The following is a 21234-nucleotide window of genomic DNA, read 5'->3' as shown; positions in this document are numbered from 1 at the left end:
CTCCCCTTGTGGGAGAAGGTGGCGCGAAGCGCCGGATGAGGGGTATCTCACCACACACTCAAATGAGAATTGAACGCGCGGAGAGATACCCCTCACCCGTCTCGCCGCTTCGCGTCGAGCCACCCTCTCCCACAAGGGGAGAGGGAAAGAGGGCGTCACTCCTTCAGATCATTCACCCGCTTCACCCAGGCGCGCACGTCGACGAGCACCTCGGGCAGCACCGACCTCACCTCAAGCACGGTCATCCCCGCTTTGATGCGGGGATCGTAGAGTACATTGAGGATGTATTGGTCGTAGACGTCGAAATAGCCCATCGAGACATTGTCGTTGAACATGGTCCAGGGCACGCTCGCGGTGTCGTTGATCGGGCCGAGCGATTGCAGCAGCTCCTCATAGGCGCAGTCGAGGAAGGTGAAGTCGCCATTGTCGACGGTGAGGATGACGTCGGAATGCTCGATCTCGAAATTGTCGTTCTTGCGGAAGCCGGACAGGCATTGCGGATCGAGCGAGGTGCGGATCTCGCGCGCCCTCTCGGCGCCGTAGAAGCTGGTGATGGTGCGGTAGAGATCGCGGTCGCGCACCAGCTTCACCCGCACATTCGCCGCCTCGCTGGTGTCGGTCATGGCGATGTCGAGATGCTGCACGCGGGTGCCGATGTCGGCCACGACCTTGGCAAGCTGCGTCTTGCGATCGGCGCGGTCGGTCTCGGCAAATACCCGCACCGGCCCGTCGAATTTGCGGATGCGGTCGACGCGGCCGGCGAGGTGGTATTCAGCGCCGAATGCGGTCTTCAGGAAGCCGTCGACAATCTCGGCGTCGGTAAAGCTCTTCTTCTCGGCGCGCTGGCGCGACGCGATCGCGGGCAGTTCGCCTGCCGCGGCCATGGTAGCGGTGTCACCGGCGAATGTGAGCGCTGCGAGCGCCAGCAGGGCGAAGCGAAGGCAAAGCGAGGGCGAGTTTAATGCGCTCATCGTTACGCGACGCTGCCGTATTCGTTGGCTGCGCACAAGTCCGCATATTCACGCGCCCTGCGGGTTCCCGCTGTGGCCGAGCGCTAGTTGTTCAGCACGACCACGGTGGTGCCGACCCCGACGCGGCCATAGAGATCGGTGACGTCGTCATTGGTCATGCGGAAACAGCCCGAGGACACCGCCTGGCCGATCGTCTCCGGCTCGTTGGAGCCGTGGATGCGGTAGAGCGTCGAGCCCAGATACATCGCGCGCGCGCCGAGCGGGTTTTCAATGCCGCCCTTCATGTGGCGCGGCAGGTCCGGCCGGCGTGCGATCATCTGCGACGGCGGCGTCCATTCCGGCCACTCCTTCTTGGCGGTGATCTTGTGCACCCCGCCCCAGCGGAAGCCGTCGCGGCCGACGCCGATGCCGTAGCGCAGCGCCTGGCCGTTCTGGAGCACCAGATAGAGCCGCCTCTCGGAGGTGTTCACCACGATCGTGCCGGGGGCGTAATTGCCGGAATAGTTCACGGTGGTGCGGGGGATCGGGCTCGAGCCGCCGCGGAAGAAGTTGGGGCCGCCGCCCATGATGTCGCGCGAGTCGAATTCTTCGGCGCGTGCGCCGCCGGCGGTGGCCGTCAGCAGTGCGATGGCGGCGATCGGCGCGGCAAAAAACCGGATCATTGTTTCCCCCAGCAAAAAAATCGATTCAACGAGAGCCAGAGGCCATATTTGCGGGGTTTCCGCAAGCCACGCCCCCGTGAGGCAGATCCTTTACGAATAAGCCATCCTTAACGAATGGCGTTACCAAATTCGGAAGCCGCGCCGGTCTGCCGAAAAAACATTATCCAAACCGCCGCGTCGTCGGGCCGGGCAGGGCAGCAATGCCGCCTATTGCTTTGACGGAGGCGGCGAACAATGATTGATCGGACGGATTATTGGACATTGCCGGTTGGGAGCTGACGGATGAACGGTGCGGAAAGCCTGGTGCGGACGATGGTCAAGGGTGGGGTCGACGTCTGCTTCTCCAACCCCGGCACCTCCGAGATGCATTTTGTCGCAGCGCTCGACCGCGTGCCCGGCATGCGCTGCGTGCTCGGCCTGTTTGAAGGCGTCGTGACCGGTGCCGCCGACGGCTATTTCCGCATGAAGGGCACGCCGGCCTCGACGCTGCTGCATCTCGGCCCCGGCCTCGCCAACGGCCTTGCCAATCTGCACAACGCCAAGAAGGCGAATTCCGGCATCGTCAACATCGTCGGCCAGCACGCGGTCTACCACATCGACTACAACGCGCCGCTGACCTCCGACATCGAGGGCCTGGCCCGGCCGATGTCGTCCTGGGTCCGCACCTCGCCGAACTCCAAATCGGTCGCCGCCGACGGTGCCGCGGCGATCGCCGCCGCCAAGAGCGCCCCACCGCAGATCGCGACCCTGATCCTGCCTGCCGACACCGCCTGGAACGAGGCCGACGGCATCGCCGAGGTGCCGGCCGAGCAGCAGCGCGCGAGCTATTCGCCGCAGGCGGTCGAGCAGGCCGCCAGGATTTTGCACGGCGACGGCGAGGGCACGCTGCTGCTGATGACCGGCAGCGCGCTGAGCGAAAAGGGCCTGGCGCTGGCCGAGCGCATCGCCGCCAAGACCGGCTGCACAGTCATGGGCCCGACCTTCCGCCCGAAGATGGCGCGCGGCCGCGGCCGCTTCTCGATCGACCGCATCCACTATGTGATCGAAAACGCGCTGCCGATGCTGGCGAAATTCCGTCACATCGTGCTGGTCGAGTCCGATGATCCCGTGGCGTTCTTCGCCTATCCGAACAAGCCGAGCATGCTCAAGCCCGACGGCTGCGACGTGCATCGCATGACCTCCTGGGGCGAGAATTCGGTCGCAGCGCTGGAAGCGCTTGCCGGCGCCGTGAAGGCGAGCGCGAAGGACGTCAAGCCGCAGGCCTTGGCTGAGCTGGTCAAGCCGACCGGCGCGCTGACCCATGCCTCGATCGCGCAGGCGATCGCGTACGCGATCCCCGAGAACGCGATCATGGTCGACGAGTCGCTCACCACCGGCCGCGCCTTCTTCCCGCCGACGGCGGCCGCCGCCCCGCACGACTGGCTCCAGAACATGGGCGGCTCGATCGGCTTCTCGACGCCGCTCTCGATCGGCGCCGCGATCGCGTGCCCGGACCGCAAGGTGATCTGCATGGTCGGCGACGGCAGCGCGATGTACACGATCCAGTCGCTGTGGACGCAGGCTAGAGAGAACCTCAACATCGTCACCATCGTGTTCGCCAACCGCATCTACCAGATCCTGCGTGGCGAGTTCGACAATGTCGGTGCCGGTGAGCCCGGCCAGCGCGCCAACGACATGCTGAAGCTCGACCGGCCGACGCTGGATTTCGTGGCGCTGGCAAAGGGCATGGGCGTGCCCGGCCGCGCCGTCACCAACGCGGACGAGTTCAACAAGGCGCTGGCCGAAGCCGTCGCCGAGCCGGGCCCGCGGCTGATCGAAGTTCAGATGTAAGGGCGCTTACGACACGGAGCGCCAAAGGCCCGGAGGCACGATGCAGACCGAGCTGAACAAGGTGATTGCGGCGCTCCGGGAGTTTTACGCGCACGAAGGGTTCCTGTTCGAGAAAGACATCGGCGAGCGTGCCATCACGCACCGCTTCGCCGTCTATCTCGAGCGGCAGTTCTCCGGCTGGGCCGTCGATTGCAATTACGACCGGCTCGGCGAGCGTACGCTGCATCTGCCGCACGGCACGATCATCTCGACCGACGATCATCTCGGCAAGTCGATCTATCCCGACGTCGTCGTGCATCAGCGCGAGATCCCGAACAATCTGCTCACCGTCGAGATCCGCAAGGCGAGCAATCACACGCCGGTGGAGCATGACCAGCACAAGCTGAAGGCGCTGACCGACCCGCATGTCTGGTTCGCCTATTGGATCGGCGTGCTGCTGGTGCTCGACAAGCAGCGTGTGACGATGTCCGAGGTCTATGTCGGCGGTGTCGTGGATCAACCAAACTCGCTCTGGTTCGCGACGCGCCTCGCGGAGCTCGGCCTCGGAGCCGCGCATTAGGGCGTGTACTCCCAAACGTCAGATCTCAAGGACAAAGCGGAAGTCGCTCCGCTTGGCCAGCATCGACTGCTTATGACCCGGAACGGATGTCACCGAGGCCGCGCCGCCTTGTGCTCAATATGGCCGGGCCTCGATGACATTGATTCTACCCGCTGGCACAACGCGCGCCAGCTCGAAGCCAGACTTGGCAAGCAGGTCAGAGAACTCGTCACGAGTCCGCTCCCGCCCACCCGGCAAAGCCAACATGTGGAGGTCCATGAATTTTGTCGCCGGTACTTCGTTCGCTGGCGCGATAATTCGCTCGATGAGAACCAACTTCGCCGTCTCCCGCATCGCACGCCGGCACGCCTTCAAAATGGCGATCGCTTCGTCATCGTCCCAATCGTGAATCACCACCCGCATCACGTAGGCATCTCCGCCTTCAGGTACCGATTCGAAGAAACTTCCGCCTACCATTCGGCAACGGTCGACGACGCCGTGCGCTTCCAGAACCGCCTCGGCTCCGGCAATGACCCCTGGCTGATCGAACAACGTGCCTTGCATCCGGGGATGAGCGGTAAGAATGGCTGCCAGCATTAAGCCGCGTCCGCCACCCACATCCACAACATGATGGAAAGCGGAGAAATCATACGCGCCGATAACGGCTTCAGCGCCGCCGCGCGAAAACTCCGTCATGGCGCGATCGAAGACCGCGCTCTCCTCCGGACGTTCGGCGCGATAATTCCAAATGTCCTTACCGTTGAGACTTTGAAAGGCATTCTCGCCGGTTCGAATGCTGTACAGCAGATGGCCCCATGTGCTCCAAACGTAGGGACTTCCGACGCACTCCGCCCACGCGCCGATCGGTGTCGCGGAGTCAGTGCGCAAACAATCTCCCATTGGCGTCAGCGCAAACCTTCGGTTTTCATCTTCCTCAAAAACGCCCACTGCGGCGAGCGCCCGCAGCAGTCGGTAGAGAGCGCCTGCATGGCTTTGCGTTAAGGGCGCCAATTCCTCTGCCGAACGAGAGCCGCCTTTCAGATGGTCTGCGATACGAAGAGTTGACGCGACATGAATTGCCTGTGTGACCTGAAAGCCGTTGATCAGTCCGAGGAGAGTGAGCCAAGGGTTGGATGTCACTGAAGAACCTCCGTGGGAGAGGAAGCTAAGACGCAAATTACTTTGCTCGGCGGATGCCCGTTGAACAAGTCTCCTTATGGCCCCAAGGCCGACATGGTGGCATGTCGGCCTCAATGTCGCCTTCTGAGGGCAAACCGGACGCGACGAGTTATCAGGATACGCCCTAGAGCTGGCTGAGTTTTGGTTGAATCGATGCGCGCTCAGGACGTGGTTCACCTTTCCCCATCGGGGAGAGGTGAACTACGGACAGCCTGCGAACCTATTTTCATCACGCTTTTAGCGGCAAAGGCCGCCCGCGTGACGCGAGCAGCCCTTGCATCATCGATCCTCACCAGCTTAATGCAAGGGATCGCCCTGGCCCAGCGCATAGGCAACAAGATCCTTCAGCTGGAAATTGCTGCCGGTCACCGGCGCCCAATTGGGATCGAGTGACAGCATGGACGAACTGTCGCCGAACATCATGCCGAGGAAGACTTCGGCGACGATGCGTCCACCGACCGGGCCGAGCTGCGGCGTATTGATGCCGCTCGCCGGCGCACCGGTAGCCGGGATCGTGACGGCGGTCTGGAACTGACGCGCCTCGGCGAGGATGTAGGTCCAGAGCGGGCAGTTGCCGGCGAAGGCGCCATTCGCGATCGACGCGATCGGAACTTGCGGATCGCCTGCTTCGGGAGAGTCGACGGCCCTGCCGATGGTGATCTGCTCGTCGGTCAGTGGCGTCAGGTGCATCGCCCTGGCGACAGCCTGGCCCGAGGGCAGGCCAAGCCGCCAGCTGCGTTCGAGATTGCGAAGCGCCAGCGATGCCGGATTGGAGGCGACCTCCGGCGGCAGCTTGCGCAGCGGATCGACCAGCGACGTATCGATGCGATAGGCGAACTGAAGCCGCCGCTTGTTGTCGGGATTGGTGGTGTCGTCCTCGACGCCGTAAGGGCGCGTGTCGATGTCGATGAAGCGACCCCAGTCGATGGCGCGTCCCGGACCCATGGAGCGGAAGCCGGTCAGAGCGTTGTTGTCGGGGTTGTTGGGATCGGGGAAGATCTGGAGCAGCATGTTGTCGGCGTCGTTCAGCCGATAGCCGGGACGGATCATCGAATGTCCGAGCCGATAGGCCGCGACGGAGAATTCGACCGGCATGAACGGAAAATTCTTCCAGTGGTAGTAAGCCAGCCTGCTGCGATCGTAGCGGCCCGCGGTCATGAGATCATCCAGCACGCTGGCATGGACGATGCGCGGCAGGAAGTCGTTCAGCACGACATACTGGTAGTGAAAGCGGACACGCTGTTGCACGTCCTGGAAGGAGAGGCCGTCATTGTCGTCGATCATGCGGTTGTGGAAGCGCTGCATGAGCCCCTGCAACTGCGAGACGATGCTGTTCTCGTCGTTGCGGGGATCGCCGATCAGCGCGCGGCCCTTGAAACGCGGCAAATCGTTGGCGTTGGATACGCCGGCGCCGGTCAAGGTTTCGCCGAGCAGGAACTTGCCGGCATTGTCGTACATGTAGGGCTGGTCACCCGGACCGCGTCCGTAGAGATTGTCCATATCCAGCGCGGGGGTACGGAAATCGACGAGCCCGTCAGGGTCCTGCTGCTTGGTCAGCAAGCTCACGGGATCGAAGGTGATGTCGTGATCGATGAACTGACCGAAATAGGTGTAGAGCGCGGGAATCCCGCTCTCTTCGGCATCGGGGCTGTCCTTGGGCGGGTCGAAATCGCCGACCATCTTGTCGGCCAGCGCCGAGAGGTTGGCGACGTTGTCGGCGTCATTGGGACCGAATTTCGCCGGCGTCAGATTGCGGAACATGCGGCCGAAGCGGCCCTGCGATAGCGACGAACGGGTGGCGTTCAGACCGCGCGGAGTAATAGCGTGACGGCTGCTCATCAATAACCTCCTTGAAAAGTTACGGCGGATAACGACTAAAGCTAAAGTTGTTCGTCATAAAATATGCAGGCGAGGCTAGATCGGGGAATTCGGCGTCACAAGCCGCTGCTTCACACATCGCGCGACATCGATGCGGTTCCATGAGCAAGCGTTGCGACCAAGCTGCGGATGCGCTTCGCAAATTTTTCTCGCGTCGATGCCGAATAACATTCTCGTCATCGACGACAGCGAGTGGAAGCAATGTCAGCTTCGCCGACCTAATCGGCGAAGCGATTGTCGTGGCGAAAATCGTATTCGCGTAAAAATTGTAGCGGCGTGTGCACGCCCTCGTATCATCGATAGTCGCGCCGTTGCGAGAACGCGTAGCTCGGATTGATGCCGCAATGGGCCGACGTGCCGGAGGCCGCGGCGAGGCATTGCTGATAGTTCGCGAACTGGCAATTGCCGGGATAGCCCCAGCTGCGGCCTTGCAGGCAGTATCTGTCGTTTCCGGCGTCGGCCTGGGCCGCAGGGAAGGTCGCGGCGATCAGCGCTGCGAGTGACGCGAGAGTGAGGATGGTGCGACGCATGTCAGTCTCCCTTCGAGAACGGTTGCGAGAACGCGTGGACGGGGAACATCAGCCGGGCCTCCCGTGTTCCGGGGACTCGCCCGACACTTTGTCGTACCCGTCCTTGTCTCTGCAGCGCGTGCTGCGTTCGACATGCGCTATGATGATGCAAGCCGCTGTGGGTTATGTGATCTCGACCACAGTTCGAAACCGGGTTCCGGTATCTTGAGTACACTTGCACGCGCCGATCCCGCGGGACTACGCTTCCGTCATTGAAGATCAGGCATTTTGGAGGTTCTGATGCAAAAATCATATTTGCTGGCTGCGACTGCAACGCTGGCGCTCATCATGCAAACACCGCTTGCGCTGGCGCAGAGCGCGCCGGCTGCGGGCGACACTCCGCCGGCAGCCGCGACCACCGCACCGCTTCCGCCGGCCGCGACCTCCACGCCGGCCGCGACGACAACGCCGAGCGCGGCCACCGACACACCAAGCCCGGCGACCGGCCCAAAGAAGAGCGCCGAAAAGAAGCCAGTGAAGAAGCTGCCGAAGAGGATGACGCAGCAGGAGCTCGATCATTCGATCGATAGCGGCACCGTTCCGGCACGCTATCGCAACTCGGTGCCGAAGGAGTACCAGCAATACGTTCCGTTCGAGAAGCAGTGACGGATCGCGGCGCGACGCGATTTTCGCGTTGCGCCGCGCGAGGGGAGCAAGCTCGACGCTGATTGGCGTGCCCTGTGGCGGTCTGCTGCAACGGTGCTAGAGTAGGCCAAAGCCCCGGGGGACGTGATGAGTGATGATGCGAAGGATGCTGGCCTGGTGGCGATGATCAGCAGCATCCTGGGAGGCAACAAGCGCGCAGAGGCCGCCGGGCCCCCGCCGCTTGATGGATTCGTTCAAGCCGTGCCGGCGGGTGGCACGGTCGCCGAAGTGGCGCAAATCCCCGAAGCGGAGTCTCCGAAGCTACAGGACTCATCCGTTGAAGCAGTGACCGCTGCGACGCCGGCCGCGGCTGCCAGTCAATCCCTGACGCCGGATGGCAAGCGCCGGTTGCCGGCGGAAGCCATTGCCGATCTCGTTCTCGGCGAGTTGCGCAAGATCGAGGACTTTCCGGCGTCTGGCGTCTCGGTAACCGTCTACGGCTATCGTCACTGGAACGCGATGGTCACCTTCGCGCCGTTCTCGACCACGTTCCGGAACGCCACGCGGTTCCGCCAGGCATTGCCGGATCTCGTCTTCAAGCTCCGTCGTTTCGTCGAACTTGAGATATAATCCGGGACACCACCAGCTGCGGCGCGGATGCGCCGCCGCCATCCGAAACAGTTCGATGGGATTTTGAGTTGAGCGTCGCCTTTACCAAAGAAGAGAGTGCCGAGACCGCCTCCGAAACGTTGCTGCCGGATCGTCCGATCTCGCCGCATCCCAACCTCGTGACGGAGGCAGGCCTCCAGGCGTTGCAGGCGCAGCTTCAGGACGCACGCGAGGCCTATGAAGCCGCGCAGCGCATCGAGGACGTCAACGAGAAGCGCCGGCAGTCGGCGGTGCCCTTGCGCGACGCCCGCTATTTGACGGAAAGGCTGCGCACCGCGCAGGTCATTCCCGATCCGGCCTCGACCGAGACGGTCGCCTTCGGCAGCACCGTGACCTTCAGCCGCGCCGATGGCCGCGTGCAGACCTATCGGATCGTCGGCGAGGACGAAGCGGATCCGAAGGCAGGATCGATTTCGTTCGTTGCTCCTGTCGCGAGATTGCTGATCGGCAAGGCCGTCGGCGACGTTGCAGGTTCAGGCAGTCAGGAGATCGAGATTCTATCGATCGCGTAGGCCACGTTTGCGGTGGCCGCAATGGTAGGCGCACACTCTCTCGTATGAAGATGGCTCGTCATTGAAGTCACGATTTTTCGGCTCAATCGATATTCCCCGGCTACGTGGGGGTGGCCCGAGTGCCGCCGGTTAGCTTCATTCAAAACTTGATGCGGCCTTCCTGAACGACCGCATCGGCGTTCTGGCCACCTACATCGGCATCCCGATCTTCCTGGCGATGTGGCTGGGCTACAAGATGGTTAAGGGGACGCAGGCGCGATGAAGTAGGTCTAACCGGAACGGCGCCGGCCACGTCGGGCCGCGCGTGCCCGCTTCGCAGGCGGACGGGCACCGCCCGCCTCGGTCAATTGCGCACGCAAGAACGCAAGGAAGCTTCGCACTACCTCCGGCAGCGTGCGGTCGGCCAGCGTATGCAACTCGACCGCGCGCCCGCGCATTCCGGGCTCGCGGATTTCCGCCGCGTGCAACTCGCCCCGCCGCAAGCGCTCGCGCACGGTGATTTCGCCCGCAATGGCCAGCCCGCCGCCGTTCAGGACAAAGTTGGCGAGCGCCTCGAAGCGGTTGCTGACCAGCACCGGTTCGAACACGAGGCCCCGGTTGCTGCAGCCCACGTCGAACAACTGGCGCACGGTGTTGTCGGCGCTGCTGAGCGCGATGGGGAAGGGATGCATCTGCGCCAGGGTCACGCTGCGCGACCCGGCCAGCGCATGGTCGGGCCGCATGATCGCAAAAACCGAGGCCGGCTGGCGATGCTCGACCCGGATGCCGCGCACGGCGGCGCGGCTGTAGGTCAGGCCGATGTCCGCGTCGCCGAGCAACACGGCATCGCTGACCTGGGTCGGGCCGACCGCATGGAGCAGGAACTGGACGCCCGGATACTGCACCCGAAACGTCGCGATGGCGCGCGGCAGGAACTCGCTGGCGAAGCCCGAGGAGCTGACAATGCGCACCCGTCCGCGCAGCGGCCCCTGCAACGCCTGGATGTCCGACAGCACGCGCTCCGCCTCCAGCGCGCCCCGCAGGGCATGCGCCGCCAGCAATTCGCCCGCGGCGCTGGGGACCATGCCGCGTGGCCGGCGCTCGAACAATGGCACGCCCAGCAGCGTTTCCAGCGCCGCCACCTGACGGCTGACGGCCGAGATGCTGACGCTCAGCCGCGCGGCCGCCTCAGTGAGCGAACCGCTGCGGGCCACTTCGAGGAAATAGCGCAACGAGGTTTCCTGCAGACGGCGGCTTGGCATGGTGGTGGGGTGATCCGATTTGCAGGAAACGCAAAGATACCTCAAGAAAACGGTAATTGTGGAAAAGGTGGCGGCTTTTTATGCTTCGTGAAGCCCTTCCTTCGTGCTGTTGCCTGGTGCTGTCCATGCCCTTTGAATTTACTTCCACCGCCTCTTCCTCGCAGACCCGCCGGCGCCGGCGCAGCCTCATCGCGCTGCTTCCCGCCGCCTGCCTGTTCATGGGGCACGGTGCCGCAGGCACCGAACTCGCCCCAGCCGAGGCCGAGCGCTACGCGCAGGCGACTTACCGCGAGTACTTCGAACTGCTGTCCCTGCCCGACGATGCCACCGTGGCGGAGGACATCCGCAAGAACGTTGACTGGCTGGAACTGACCTTCCGCAAGCGCGGTTTCACGACACGGCAGTTGCCCAACAACGGCAAGCCGATGCTCTATGCCGAATACCCGGGCAGCGACCCCGCGCGCAAGACCGTGCTGTTTTACATGCACCTCGACGGCCAGCCGGTGATTCCCGCGCAGTGGGCGCAGAAGACTCCGTGGACGCCCGTGCTCAAGCGCAGGACGGACAGGGGCGACTGGGAGGAGATCGATGCTGCCCCACTCTTCAACGGCCCGCTTGACCCGGAGTGGCGCGTGTTCGCACGGGCATCGGCGGACGACAAGGGCCCGATCATGATGCTGCTGGCAGCCATCGATGCACTGAAGGCCAGCGGCGGCCAGCCGGCGATCAACGTCAAGGTGATCCTCGACAGCGAGGAAGAAAAGGGCTCTCCGTACATCGACAAGGTCATGCAGGCGCACCGCGACCTGCTGCGCTGCGATGCCTTCGTGATCCACGACGGCCCCATGCACGCCACCAATCGACCCACGCTGGTGTTCGGCAATCGCGGCGCGGCCGATGCGCGGCTGACCGTGTATGGCGCCAAGGTGCCGCTGCACAGCGGGCATTACGGCAACTACGCGCCCAACCCCGCCCAGCGGCTGGCCAGCCTGTTGGCGTCAATGAAGGACGACCAGGGGCGGGTGACGGTTCCCGGCTACTACGATCGCGTCAGGATCGGCGAGGCCGACCGCAGGATCATGGCCGCCGTGCCCGACGACGAGACCGAGCTGAAGCGGCGTCTGGGTATTGCCCGGGCCGACGGGGTCGGCGCCAACTACCAGGAAGCGATGCAGTACCCTTCGCTCAATGTGCGCGGCATGGCCTCCGCCGCGGTGGGCGACAAGGTCGCGAACATTGTCCCCGACAAGGCCGTGGCCGAGATGGACCTGCGCACCACTCCGGACTCCGATGCACCCTATCTCGGCAAGCTGATCGAGGCGCACATCGAGAAGCAGGGCTATCACCTCGTGAAGGACGCGCCGACCGACGAAGAGCGAAGCCGCTACGACAAGCTTGCGAGCTTCACCTACCGCAGCGAGGGGGCCAACGCCGCGGCTTCGCCGATCGACACACCGATCGGCCAATGGGCCTACAAGGCATTGATCGACACCTTCGGCGCCACGCCCGAGCCCGTTCGCATCCGGATGGTGGGGGGCACGGTGCCGACCGCGGAGATCGTGCGCGTGCTGCAGGTGCCTTTCGTCCTCATCCCGCTGGTGAATGCGGACAACAACCAGCATGCAGCCAACGAGAACCTGCGCATGGGCAACTACGTGAGCGGCGTGCGAACCGTCTACGGCTTGATGACGCACGGGTTCTGAGCGGTTCCGGGAGCGCCGGTGTTTCCAGTCAGGCCTTCTTGCCTCGCTTCTGCGCCTGCTCGCACTACACCTCACGAGAAGTCGCACTGCTCGCGGTCGGCTCACTCGAAAGAGTGAGCGGCGCGTCACGCCGGTCGGGGGGTCCTTTGTCGGGCGGCGAGGCACATCCCCGGTTGCGAGGTTGCTGATCGGGAAGGTCGTCGGTGACGTCGTCGGTTCAGGCGCGCAAGAGATCGAGATTCTATCGATCGGGTAGGGGGCGGTGAGGACGAGGGGGATTGCGTGGGCAAAGGGTGCTATCCTGATTTCCATTGCACTGTCGCTGTCCGGAACGGAGTCCATGGGACCTGAAGCACGAGGGAAGCAGAGCCCCGGCAGCCGCGCCGGAATTCGGCCTGCCATGCGTTTCGGTTGTCTTGTGCTGATATCGATCGTTTCCGCTGTGCCCGCGAAACAACGCGCGATGGCTGGATGAGACGGTTTCTGTCGGGGGCGTTGCCGTTTTACGCGCTGGCTGGATTGGCCATGTGCATGTACCTCGTCCTGTACAAGACGAATCTCTTCGACTTGAACGCCATCGTCCAGGATGCGACCGGTTCATCATGGTTTCCGGTTTTCATGTTCGTCTGCGTGCTCCTGGAGTCGGTCTTCCCGTATTTTGGCTATTTTCCCGGAACCGCCCTCATCTTGATGTCCGTGGCGCTGAATCCGAAGCCCGCGGATGTCTCCGTTTTTATCGTGGCGTGGCTGGCCATCATCGCGGGCGCCGTCTTAAGTTACGGACAGGCTCGTTTTTTCAGACCGCTCTTGCAGCGGGTTGCTTCGAAAGCGGCGCTGAACCGGTGTGAGTCCCTCCTCGACGCCTACGGTCCTTACGCGCGCGTTGCCTTGTTCGTTCATCCTAACGCTTGCGCGATGTATTTCACGGCACTCGGACTTCTCGGCCGCAACCTGACGCGAGAGCTCGCCTATCTCTGCGTCGGTGCAGCAGCCTCAGTGGGCATCTTGTTCGTCGTCGTGACCAGGCTTGTGTCGTCCGTGGGCGCCACCGATGACGGGGAATTGCAGGTGCTTCTGGCGGCAGCGCTGGTGGCCATCGGGACCCTCGTCGGCCTCTACGCGGCCTTGCGGCCGGATCGGGCTGCTTGAAGGTTGAGGGATCAAACCTTGGACCTCTCCCGTGTGAACCTCAATCCGTGGCTACCTGAGGCTCACTGCTGTGGCGAATTGCTTGGACACGATCTGGTCCGCTGCCGTTCGCCTCGGACATGTCGCGGTGATCTCGTGACGTAGCTCGCTGACGCCACGCGCGAGAAGTGCATCGCGTGGTGGCGCGCCCTCGCGCAGCGCAAACGCGTTTATGGCAACCGGACCTTTGCCAAGCCCATCGCCTTCGCCGATCTGACGAATCGCTGATCGAACGTCAGGAAGGCATCGCAGGATGCCGCCCGCCCAAGGTGGAGCGAATCGGCAAAATCCATGCCGTCGTCCATCCGATCCAGAGCAAATGCGACCAGCCCGGGATCCTCGAGCACGACGTTGGGAAGCCCGCCGAAACCCCGGAGCGCCTTGCACACGCGATTGGCGTCAAAACCATACGCACTGCGCAGTACCCATTCAGTTTCCAGCATCACAGTCGTGCAGACGAAGACCTCCTCTCCGTCGATGACGGCTTTGGCTTTCGCCGATTGCTGGGAATGATCGCCCGTCAGGTAGCGAACGACTAGATTGGTATCAATCGCGAGCATGACGTCGTCGCGCCTCTGCGGCGATGCCCGCCTCCATCTCTTTCACGCTCTTCGGCTTGCCTCGATAGGGTAGCGACGCGAAGACGTCCCCCGGCTTGGCCGTCGGGAACGGCGAGGACGGCTTCAGAAGCACTCCGTCCGGTGTGCTCTCGATCGTGAGCCGCGTACCCACCCTCCAGCGCTGCTCTTCGCGAATCGCCTTCGGCAGGACGACCTGGCCCTTGGTTGAGACGGTCGTTGTCAACTTGTCGGCAGCCATCAGACATCCTCGGTAAGACGCAAGTAAGATAGGCCGAGCTCACGCGTCGGGCAAGGGCGGAGCTAACTCCGATCGCCGCAGATGATGCCATCCTGCCCCTGTTTTGCCCGACGGAGCAAAGGGATTCGGAAAAGGCGCAACCCATTGATCCGGCTCGCGACGGCTACTGTGCATGGGGTTGTTTTCGACATTTTTGATCGGACATTCTCGAACGCCGACAAGGCGTCGATGACTATCCGCAACTGGTCCAGGTTCAGGAAGATGAATGGTGGGCGCACAAGGGATCGAACCTTGGACCTCTCCCGTGTGAACCACAACCCGTAGACCCGAGTCAACCAAATCCAGCCATAGTTGAAATGTAAAAACCCCTGTAATTGATGGTGGTTATGGCCTTGTGCGGCCATAAGAGCCCATAGGCGACCTTGCTACATTTCGTATGCCCCCGTTGTGCCCGCCGAGGATTTTCCCTCGGGGCACAAAAACGGGGGGCGGTCTGAGACCCGGTTCTGTTCGAGGTTGGCCGCCCTTGTTGCGGGGCACATCAGGGCACAGAGAGAGGGAATGGATCATGACGGAGCCGGCCAACCAGCTGACACTCACCGATGCGGTGATCCGCAACGCAACGCTGCCGCCGGGTAAGGCGCAGCATTATCTCCACGACGACAAGCTGCCCGGCCTTGCCTTGCGCATGCGCGCCACCGGCGGCCGAACCTGGGTCTACCTCTTCACCAAGCCGGGGGTGAGGGGGACCCAGCGCAAGACCCTCGGCGCGTGGCCCAAATATAATGAGAAGGCCGCGCGCAAGGCCGCCACCATCGCCGCAGGCGAGGTCGTCAAGGGCTTGGACCCAAACGACGCGAAGCGCGAGGCGAGGCGGCAACAGGCAGCCGATAAGCAGCGCACAACGCTCGCGGCCCTCATTGTTGAAGATGGTCCCTACCAGACGTCCTTGACCGAACGTCAAGTCGTCAACTGGAAGCCAGCGATGTCGGCGCTGCGGCGCGGGCTCAAGGATCACGCCGAGAGCGGGGTGGGAGACCTGACGCGACGTCAGATCATGGCTGCGGTCGACAAGATTGCCAAGACCGGCAAGCGCGGTGCAGCCAAGGACTTGCGCAAGCACGTGCATACCTTGCTCGAATGGTGCGTCGGTGAGGGCTATGTCGAGTACAACGTGCTCGCCGGCTATCGCGCGCCCAAGGAAACGCGCGCGCAAAGAGTCGGACGCCGAACAAAAGGCCGCGCGCTGACCGATGAGGAAATCATCAAAGTCTGGGATGCGTCCTGCAAGCTCGGGGCTTTTGGTCTCCTGACACGCATATGCCTGCTCGGTGGCCCGCGCCGCAGCGAGCCCACCATGATCGAGTGGCGAAAGCACATCATGGATGACCGTATCACCTTCGATGCGGCGTGGACCAAGATGGGCCTGCACCACGACGTGCCGCGCACCCACCTCGTGGACGAGGTGCTCGCGGCCGCCAAACACTTCCAGCGCGCAACGTCAGACTATGTCTTCCCGTCACCAAAGACCGGCGGCCAGATGTCCGGCTTCACCAAGATGGTCAACCGACTGGTCAAGGAAGCTGGTGTTGCCAAGTTTACCATGCATGACCTAAGGCGCAGCTTACGAACCGTCATGTCTCGCTGCGGCTACGACAACGAAATCCAACGGCTGTGTGTCGGTCAAAAGCCAAGCGGAATCGATCAGGTCTACAATCACGACGAACAGTGGATCATTCGCAAGATGGCGTTCGAAGCGGCTCACGACTACATTGCCGAGTTGGTCGGCGCGAAAAGGGTCGGCAAAATCGTGCGCCTGCAGCGGACCAATCCGCTTGACCCGATCAAGGCCGAGCTCCTTGGACGTCTCCGTGAGCACTACGCGGCCGAGGCGTCCTAGTGGTCTTGTCGCACTTGGCCAGATAGTCGCGCACCGCATCGACACGATAAAGGGGCCGGCCATCGACGTAGCGCCATTTCAGCGGGTGGCTCGGATTGCGCCGCCACTGCTCCAGCGCTCCGGGCGTGCGCCGGATGACCGCAGCTGCCTCTAATGCCGTCAAATTAGAGCTGGCCGGCAACGTATCGATATCGAACGTCGCGGGCGGCGGCATGCGACGGTTCTTGCGATGGCGCTTCGTGGCGGCCGGCATTTCGGTATTATCTGGCGACCCGGACGCCTCGGTCCGGGTCTTTTCGTCCTTGCCGCTCATGCCTCCGCCCCGAACTGTGATCGGTCTGAGGCAACCAAATCGTAGGATGCCGCAGCAGGAAAGGAATCGAGCGCACAACTCTGGCTGTCGGATAGCTTTGGCGTACAAATGGGACGAACCGGTTTGGTTGGCTTAGGACGCGCCGGGAGCTCTTATGGAGTTCATTCCGAATTTGTGAGCCCTTCGGCTTGGGTGAGCTGGTGGAAAATTACGGATTGGCAAACCGGCGTATCCCCACCAAATTAGGACTTGTTCACAACTCAATAGCCATGCGCTCTAGAAATGACTCTTTCCATCCCTAGCCTGGCCTGCGAATCGTCTTGTTGCCATCAAACAGTGAGCCAGTCCGCGGATTTTTTGACCCTCTTCGCCAATGACCTGGAGGTGCAACGTGATCCAATTACGACGCCATAATTCTCACGACTATGCGGCCCTACCGGACATTGACCTTACGAGCGCAGGCCGCCTGTCTGAAGACGATTATATATGCCTCGACGAAGTCGGACGCCGCCTTGTGCAAGAACAAGCCAATAAACGATTTGGCGTCACGTTGTTGCACAGTCACTTCCCGGTCCGTGACGACGAAATCCTCGTCGAGAAGGCTCACACCGACCAGCAGCTCGTCACACTGCGCCCCTTGGCCGAAGAATATCCCGGCCTGGTGCCGACGAGCGTGTGCTTCGAGAAATCGGGCGAAGCTTTCGGGCTTGTCGGCCTGGAATTTACGTCCGAAGAAGCTCTCGCTGGCGTTCGCCCCTTGGGCGCGCACGATCGTGATCTGCTCGCTGATGTCCACGAAATCGTCCTGCGCCACGAAAAGATCGAGCGTTTCGGGATTCGTCTGCTGCACGATCCGCTTGGGTTGGGCGAACGCGTTCTACTCGAAACATGCGACCCGCAAGGCCGAGTTTTGACGTGCAGGACCACGACCGAAGCTGACCCCGATTTTGCCGAGGCAATTCCGACCCTGTTCCAGTGGGATGCTGTATTGTTAAACGGCAGTCTGTCGGCTGCTCAGGGGTGCATGCAGTTCTGCAAGAGCATCCGAAAATGCTCCATTGGGCGCAACGGCCACCAATCCAGCTCGAGTCACGAATCCAGCCATGACGACAGGTATTGATGGGCTTAGGCCATGATTCGCTTTTGGGCGGTTTTGGTCAGACCGCAAATCCGGCGTAACCTTGCGCTCATCGAGATGCTCCGAATTTGAAATGCGCATCAACATTGAGGCCACCCGGCGAGATGTGATCCCTGCCTTCGATTGGATCGGCGGATTGATCGGCAATGTGCTCGACACACGGATTGCAGCTATCCGGCAGCAAGAAGACAAGAACCCGCTTCTTGCGCAGCATTTTCGTGACCAATATTCGCTCGAATTCGCGCTTGCCGGCGCTAGGAAATACCGCAAGAACACGGGACGATTGCCCAAGGGCGATGAGTTCGATGCGCTCTATAGTTTTCTTATCTCCGCTTATCGAATTCATCAGGCTTTGCCGCAGCAGGCGATAAGCGCATTTGGGGGCCAACTCGCGAAAGCGGCCAACGACGCGAACGGCTTACGTCCATTTGCCTATGAACTCGCTATCGCCACCCATCTCATGGGCAAGGGCTGGGACGTCGAGATGACCGATTACGGCGGACTTGCCCAATTTGACTTCCTGGCCCGTAAGGATGACGTCGAGATTGAGATCGAATGCAAAGCGACCTCAAATGATCGGGGAAGGAAAATCCATCAGCAGGAGGTCAATCGGCTTGCGGACCTTCTTCTTGGCACCACCGAGCGGCTTGCCGAAACGCCGAGCTGCCATCTAATCCGCGTTACCGTTCCCGATCGGCTTGGCAGCTCCAATGAAGAACTCAACGGCATCGCCGCGTTAGTCGCGAACGCCGCCGAGCAGCGGAGTTCTGCCGCTGACCCGCTTGCAAACGTCGATTATATCCCTAACGACATTGCATCCTGGCCGGAGCCGACGAAGGACGCTGGCAGCCGTCTCTTCTTTGAACAGCAATTTGGGCTCGTGAATTGCCATCTCCTCTTTCACGGCCGCGTAGGAGCCTCGATTGTCGCTGTCGCCATTACAAGCGCCAAGCCCGATAGCGTCGTGAAATACATTGCCAGAGAAGCAAAAGACGCCGCTGACCAGTGCAGCGGAACACGCCCAGCGTTAATTGCGCTAAATCTGGTCGACCAGATACCGAACGATGAACTGGAAGAGATGCTGAGAACGCCAGGCGGCTTTCACAGGATCGCAGCCGCCGTATTCGAAAGTGATAAGCGCACGCATGTCGATTCGATCGCTTTCACGCTGCCCCAGCGTGTCCGGACTCACAACGGAGCGACATCGATGTCAGGAGGACTCGTCAGGCTGGATAACCCGCAGCCGAAATTCGAATGTCCGGCGGTCAAAGATATCTTTCGAAGCCCGTGACCCTACGAGCGTGGAACCGCAGTCCGTCTATCCCAGTCAGGCTCTATCGGGTGACGATTCTTCGCACAGGCAGGCGGCCTACCTGAAACCCTCGACTCCAAGTGGTACATTGGTGTCAACATAGATTCGACGATCTCCGCGCTTAGCGGGCCATCGCCACACATCGACGGAATTGGGCGGCAAGAAGATGACCGCGAAGGCCAAGGGAAACATCCTCGAGGATCTCGTCGCGATGCTGCACGAGGTGCCGGGCGTTCGCGTTGCAACCCGGAAGAAGCTTCCGGTTGTGAAGGGCAAAATAAAGCGAAGCAGAGAAGTGGATGTTGTGATCACATCCGATGTCGCGGGTTACCCGGTCGAAGTCGTGTTAGGATGTAAGAACGAAGCTAAAACACTCGATGTAACGGACGTCGACGTCTTCGCTGGCATCTTGAACGAAGTCGGCATCCCTTGGCAGAAGGGAATTCTTGTCAGCGTCAAGGGGTATACGCGCGATGCCCAAGACGCGGCCGACTGGCGTGGGATACGAACGCTCGTTTACGAAGGCCTCAGTCCTGACCGTCTCGGCCAAGAGATAAATGCTGCATTCCAGTCCGTTGTCTATTTGCTCATCTCGGAATACACGTTTAGCAGGTTTCCCTATGTTCCCGACGCTGAGGACGGCCCTCCGGATTTTATCAAAACTTTGCTTGATTTCGAGAACGAGCCATCGGCCGCACAGATATTGACGTGTTTGTGGCAGCTGTGGGTGTCAGACGGCATTCCAGCAACGATTGGCGAACACCACATCTTTATCAGATCAAAGAAGCCGGAAGCGACATGGCGTGTGATTGCTGATGTGAGCGTGACCGGATGGATCGCATCCGTGCCCGGCTCATTTACCCGCAGCGTCTTGACGAATACGGGAACGGGCGAAATTGATCGTCTGCACGTCTCAGCGAAGTTCGATGAGATCAAAGGTCCTTTGAACCTCGAACCCGTCACTTCAGAGGACGCCATGTCGCAGGTTCAGTCCAAAAAGCCGATGACGATCATGATGCGCGTTCGCGTCCCACGCATAGTATCCAACCTCGGTTACTGGCCTCTCACCAACCAAGCCGTGCAAAAAGCCAAGGCTCTTCTTGATGCCGGCAAGCCTGTGACCTTTGAAGATATTGAGAGCTCGAATCTTGCGGAGGCATGGCGTTCTGGTGAACGATCCAAATGAAACTTACTTGAGCGGTCGCCTACGAAAATCCTTGTTGTGGGATACGACGATCGGCACTCTAAAATGCAAAAATGCCGCAGGCCTTTACGCAATGACACCTGTGTCCGACTTCACTATCTTTCGCGATCTGCGCAACAACAGCCGGATCAAATTCACCTGCTTGATCTCGAGAACGCATAACTACAATCTCGGCGCGAATATAGATCGCCAGCATCTCAGCTATTGCTGAGGACGCTCACTGTCGGTTTCGTCAGTCTCCTTTCAGAGACCTCCCGAGAGGTGTGACCAGCGGCGACTTTTGATCTCCCGATGCTCTGGGAGTGAAGCATGCATTCGCCGCGCCAGAATCCCGCTTTCGGTTCAAACGTGTCCATGCCCATCTCGCCCGTTTGGTGATCTTGCTGGAGCTGTCACCTCTGAGCTTTCATATTACCAACTGGCGCGACCCGCTATGCCGGGTCGGGCTGTCGCGAGCCGAGCCCAGGGAGTCTCGGCCCTTCGGGCGTCCATCCCTCGCGCAAGATATAAGGCGCTCCTCGCCGGGGGCGCGATCGCTATCACTGCCCCGTTCCCGGGTGCCGCTAAAGCCGCGCGCTGATAGTCGAACTCCGGCCCGACCACGACCCATTCCAGCCATTGGCCATCACGGTCTCGGCGATCTTCTGGAGCTTGTCGCGGACGATCGGCACGAGCGGCCGTCACGATGGACCGATACGGGCACCTGCTTAAGTCGGACGATCATAAAAAGGCGATGGATGCGATTGCGGCGGATATGTACGGCTGACCGGCTAATTATCGTTAATTTTCGGAACATTGATGGAACAAATGAAAAGAGGAGTGCTTGAATCACAAGCTTCGATTGACGCGATGCGGATCTTGCACGTAGAAATAATGTGAGATTCGTGAATTTCCGCTTCGCTAATTTTTCCTGCTTCGCTAGTACAAGCGCTTCAGCTTTTGCATACCGATTTTACTGATGGAGCAGCATGCCTACTCGTGACCAACCCACGCCTCCAATTGCAGCGGTCCCTGATCTCTCCG

Annotated in this window: 21 protein-coding genes and 1 pseudogene; 11 read left to right on the top strand and 11 right to left on the bottom strand. The window is 61.3% G+C overall.

Translation table 11 applies throughout. The features are described 5' to 3' along the window. Nucleotides 1-155 precede the first annotated feature (155 nt). Both UP06_RS14975 and UP06_RS14970 read right to left on the bottom strand, forming a co-directional pair. Nucleotides 156-971, bottom strand: coding sequence for a DUF2927 domain-containing protein (locus tag UP06_RS14975; RefSeq protein ID WP_045003457.1), 816 nt, complete (start codon nucleotides 969-971; stop codon nucleotides 156-158). 83 nt (nucleotides 972-1054) lie between these two features. Further along, complete coding sequence (locus UP06_RS14970) at nucleotides 1055-1633, bottom strand: L,D-transpeptidase (RefSeq protein WP_045003455.1); 579 nt, start codon at nucleotides 1631-1633, stop codon at nucleotides 1055-1057. A gap of 282 nt (nucleotides 1634-1915) precedes the next feature. Here UP06_RS14970 and UP06_RS14965 point away from each other — a divergent pair, with 282 nt between their 5' ends. Both UP06_RS14965 and UP06_RS14960 read left to right on the top strand, forming a co-directional pair. Further along, a complete protein-coding gene (locus tag UP06_RS14965) occupies nucleotides 1916-3463 on the top strand; it encodes an acetolactate synthase large subunit (protein ID WP_045003453.1) in 1548 nt (515 codons plus the stop codon). Nucleotides 3464-3503: 40 nt separating this feature from the next. Continuing rightward, nucleotides 3504-4022 carry a hypothetical protein gene (locus UP06_RS14960; protein ID WP_045003451.1) on the top strand — a complete coding sequence of 173 codons (519 nt, stop codon included), beginning with the start codon at nucleotides 3504-3506 and terminating at the stop codon, nucleotides 4020-4022. 114 nt (nucleotides 4023-4136) lie between these two features. Here the strand turns inward: UP06_RS14960 and UP06_RS14955 are convergent, their stop codons facing one another. The 3 genes from UP06_RS14955 to UP06_RS14945 form a co-directional block, all read right to left on the bottom strand. After that, a complete protein-coding gene (locus tag UP06_RS14955) occupies nucleotides 4137-5141 on the bottom strand; it encodes a methyltransferase (protein ID WP_045003450.1) in 1005 nt (334 codons plus the stop codon). A gap of 336 nt (nucleotides 5142-5477) precedes the next feature. Further along, nucleotides 5478-7019, bottom strand: a complete 1542-nt coding sequence (locus tag UP06_RS14950; protein ID WP_045003449.1) for a peroxidase family protein — start codon at nucleotides 7017-7019, stop codon at nucleotides 5478-5480. Between the two features lie 332 nt (nucleotides 7020-7351). Beyond that, a complete protein-coding gene (locus tag UP06_RS14945; RefSeq protein ID WP_045003448.1) occupies nucleotides 7352-7588 on the bottom strand; it encodes a DUF3551 domain-containing protein in 237 nt (78 codons plus the stop codon). Between the two features lie 279 nt (nucleotides 7589-7867). On the opposite strand from UP06_RS14945, the gene UP06_RS14940 reads away from it, so the two are divergent. The 3 genes from UP06_RS14940 (at nucleotide 7868) to greA (ending at nucleotide 9393) form a co-directional block, all read left to right on the top strand. Beyond that, the gene (locus UP06_RS14940) at nucleotides 7868-8233 is read left to right on the top strand and encodes a hypothetical protein (RefSeq protein ID WP_045004182.1); all 366 of its coding nucleotides are present in this window, start codon (nucleotides 7868-7870) and stop codon (nucleotides 8231-8233) included. A 126-nt stretch (nucleotides 8234-8359) separates the two neighbouring features. Then, the gene (locus UP06_RS14935; protein WP_045003447.1) at nucleotides 8360-8842 is read left to right on the top strand and encodes a hypothetical protein; all 483 of its coding nucleotides are present in this window, start codon (nucleotides 8360-8362) and stop codon (nucleotides 8840-8842) included. A 68-nt stretch (nucleotides 8843-8910) separates the two neighbouring features. Beyond that, nucleotides 8911-9393, top strand: coding sequence for a transcription elongation factor GreA (gene greA / locus UP06_RS14930; protein ID WP_045003446.1), 483 nt, complete (start codon nucleotides 8911-8913; stop codon nucleotides 9391-9393). Between the two features lie 269 nt (nucleotides 9394-9662). Here greA and UP06_RS14925 read toward each other — a convergent pair whose 3' ends face one another. After that, the gene (locus tag UP06_RS14925) at nucleotides 9663-10604 is read right to left on the bottom strand and encodes a LysR family transcriptional regulator (RefSeq protein ID WP_197087249.1); all 942 of its coding nucleotides are present in this window, start codon (nucleotides 10602-10604) and stop codon (nucleotides 9663-9665) included. 155 nt (nucleotides 10605-10759) lie between these two features. Here UP06_RS14925 and UP06_RS14920 point away from each other — a divergent pair, with 155 nt between their 5' ends. From UP06_RS14920 to UP06_RS14915, 3 genes and pseudogenes are all read left to right on the top strand, one after another. Beyond that, nucleotides 10760-12337, top strand: a complete 1578-nt coding sequence (locus tag UP06_RS14920) for a M20/M25/M40 family metallo-hydrolase (protein WP_050031684.1) — start codon at nucleotides 10760-10762, stop codon at nucleotides 12335-12337. Between the two features lie 166 nt (nucleotides 12338-12503). Beyond that, a pseudogene (locus UP06_RS42080) lies at nucleotides 12504-12593 on the top strand (transcription elongation factor GreA); the annotation flags it as partial. A 215-nt stretch (nucleotides 12594-12808) separates the two neighbouring features. Then, nucleotides 12809-13486: a membrane protein gene (locus UP06_RS14915; protein WP_045003444.1), complete on the top strand. Its 678-nt coding sequence runs from the start codon at nucleotides 12809-12811 to the stop codon at nucleotides 13484-13486. A 209-nt stretch (nucleotides 13487-13695) separates the two neighbouring features. On the opposite strand, the gene UP06_RS14910 is transcribed toward UP06_RS14915, so the two are convergent. Together UP06_RS14910 and UP06_RS41500 are read right to left on the bottom strand one after the other, a co-directional pair. Beyond that, nucleotides 13696-14085, bottom strand: coding sequence for a type II toxin-antitoxin system VapC family toxin (locus tag UP06_RS14910; RefSeq protein ID WP_045003442.1), 390 nt, complete (start codon nucleotides 14083-14085; stop codon nucleotides 13696-13698). Beyond that, nucleotides 14072-14347: an AbrB/MazE/SpoVT family DNA-binding domain-containing protein gene (locus UP06_RS41500; RefSeq protein WP_045003440.1), complete on the bottom strand. Its 276-nt coding sequence runs from the start codon at nucleotides 14345-14347 to the stop codon at nucleotides 14072-14074. The genes UP06_RS14910 and UP06_RS41500 overlap by 14 nt, the downstream gene beginning before the upstream one ends. A gap of 565 nt (nucleotides 14348-14912) precedes the next feature. Between UP06_RS41500 and UP06_RS14895 the strand changes: the two genes are divergently transcribed. Beyond that, complete coding sequence (locus UP06_RS14895; RefSeq protein ID WP_045003436.1) at nucleotides 14913-16244, top strand: tyrosine-type recombinase/integrase; 1332 nt, start codon at nucleotides 14913-14915, stop codon at nucleotides 16242-16244. On the opposite strand, the gene UP06_RS39905 is transcribed toward UP06_RS14895, so the two are convergent. Together UP06_RS39905 and UP06_RS14890 are read right to left on the bottom strand one after the other, a co-directional pair. Next, the gene (locus UP06_RS39905; protein ID WP_082081436.1) at nucleotides 16189-16557 is read right to left on the bottom strand and encodes a hypothetical protein; all 369 of its coding nucleotides are present in this window, start codon (nucleotides 16555-16557) and stop codon (nucleotides 16189-16191) included. The genes UP06_RS14895 and UP06_RS39905 overlap by 56 nt on opposite strands. 433 nt (nucleotides 16558-16990) lie before the next feature. Further along, nucleotides 16991-17407 carry a hypothetical protein gene (locus UP06_RS14890; protein ID WP_045003434.1) on the bottom strand — a complete coding sequence of 139 codons (417 nt, stop codon included), beginning with the start codon at nucleotides 17405-17407 and terminating at the stop codon, nucleotides 16991-16993. A gap of 361 nt (nucleotides 17408-17768) precedes the next feature. Here UP06_RS14890 and UP06_RS14885 point away from each other — a divergent pair, with 361 nt between their 5' ends. Beyond that, entirely contained in the window at nucleotides 17769-18986 is a 1218-nt protein-coding gene (locus UP06_RS14885) for a hypothetical protein (protein WP_045003432.1), read from the top strand. Between the two features lie 187 nt (nucleotides 18987-19173). Beyond that, complete coding sequence (locus UP06_RS14880) at nucleotides 19174-20193, top strand: restriction endonuclease (RefSeq protein WP_045003430.1); 1020 nt, start codon at nucleotides 19174-19176, stop codon at nucleotides 20191-20193. Nucleotides 20194-20251: 58 nt separating this feature from the next. On the opposite strand, the gene UP06_RS40785 is transcribed toward UP06_RS14880, so the two are convergent. Next, on the bottom strand, nucleotides 20252-20407 hold the full coding sequence (locus UP06_RS40785) for a hypothetical protein (protein WP_156162980.1): 156 nt from the start codon (nucleotides 20405-20407) through the stop codon (nucleotides 20252-20254). Nucleotides 20408-21234: the final 827 nt, after the last annotated feature.

It is taken from the genome of Bradyrhizobium sp. LTSP857 (genome assembly GCF_000938285.1).
Lineage (GTDB): Bacteria > Pseudomonadota > Alphaproteobacteria > Rhizobiales > Xanthobacteraceae > Bradyrhizobium.
Note: the sequence above shows the minus strand (reverse complement) of the source record. Positions and strands in the feature narration are given on the sequence as shown.

Coding starts and splice junctions, on each gene's coding strand:
- UP06_RS14975 (WP_045003457.1), bottom strand. CDS start 971: ATGAGCGCATTAAACTCGCCCTCGCTTTGCCTTCGCTTCGCCCTGCTG.
- UP06_RS14970 (WP_045003455.1), bottom strand. CDS start 1,633: ATGATCCGGTTTTTTGCCGCGCCGATCGCCGCCATCGCACTGCTGACG.
- UP06_RS14965 (WP_045003453.1), top strand. CDS start 1,916: ATGAACGGTGCGGAAAGCCTGGTGCGGACGATGGTCAAGGGTGGGGTC.
- UP06_RS14960 (WP_045003451.1), top strand. CDS start 3,504: ATGCAGACCGAGCTGAACAAGGTGATTGCGGCGCTCCGGGAGTTTTAC.
- UP06_RS14950 (WP_045003449.1), bottom strand. CDS start 7,019: ATGAGCAGCCGTCACGCTATTACTCCGCGCGGTCTGAACGCCACCCGT.
- UP06_RS14945 (WP_045003448.1), bottom strand. CDS start 7,588: ATGCGTCGCACCATCCTCACTCTCGCGTCACTCGCAGCGCTGATCGCC.
- UP06_RS14940 (WP_045004182.1), top strand. CDS start 7,868: ATGCAAAAATCATATTTGCTGGCTGCGACTGCAACGCTGGCGCTCATC.
- UP06_RS14935 (WP_045003447.1), top strand. CDS start 8,360: ATGAGTGATGATGCGAAGGATGCTGGCCTGGTGGCGATGATCAGCAGC.
- UP06_RS14920 (WP_050031684.1), top strand. CDS start 10,760: ATGCCCTTTGAATTTACTTCCACCGCCTCTTCCTCGCAGACCCGCCGG.
- UP06_RS14915 (WP_045003444.1), top strand. CDS start 12,809: ATGAGACGGTTTCTGTCGGGGGCGTTGCCGTTTTACGCGCTGGCTGGA.
- UP06_RS14910 (WP_045003442.1), bottom strand. CDS start 14,085: ATGCTCGCGATTGATACCAATCTAGTCGTTCGCTACCTGACGGGCGAT.
- UP06_RS14895 (WP_045003436.1), top strand. CDS start 14,913: ATGACGGAGCCGGCCAACCAGCTGACACTCACCGATGCGGTGATCCGC.
- UP06_RS39905 (WP_082081436.1), bottom strand. CDS start 16,557: ATGAGCGGCAAGGACGAAAAGACCCGGACCGAGGCGTCCGGGTCGCCA.
- UP06_RS14885 (WP_045003432.1), top strand. CDS start 17,769: ATGCGCATCAACATTGAGGCCACCCGGCGAGATGTGATCCCTGCCTTC.
- UP06_RS14880 (WP_045003430.1), top strand. CDS start 19,174: ATGACCGCGAAGGCCAAGGGAAACATCCTCGAGGATCTCGTCGCGATG.
- UP06_RS40785 (WP_156162980.1), bottom strand. CDS start 20,407: ATGCTGGCGATCTATATTCGCGCCGAGATTGTAGTTATGCGTTCTCGA.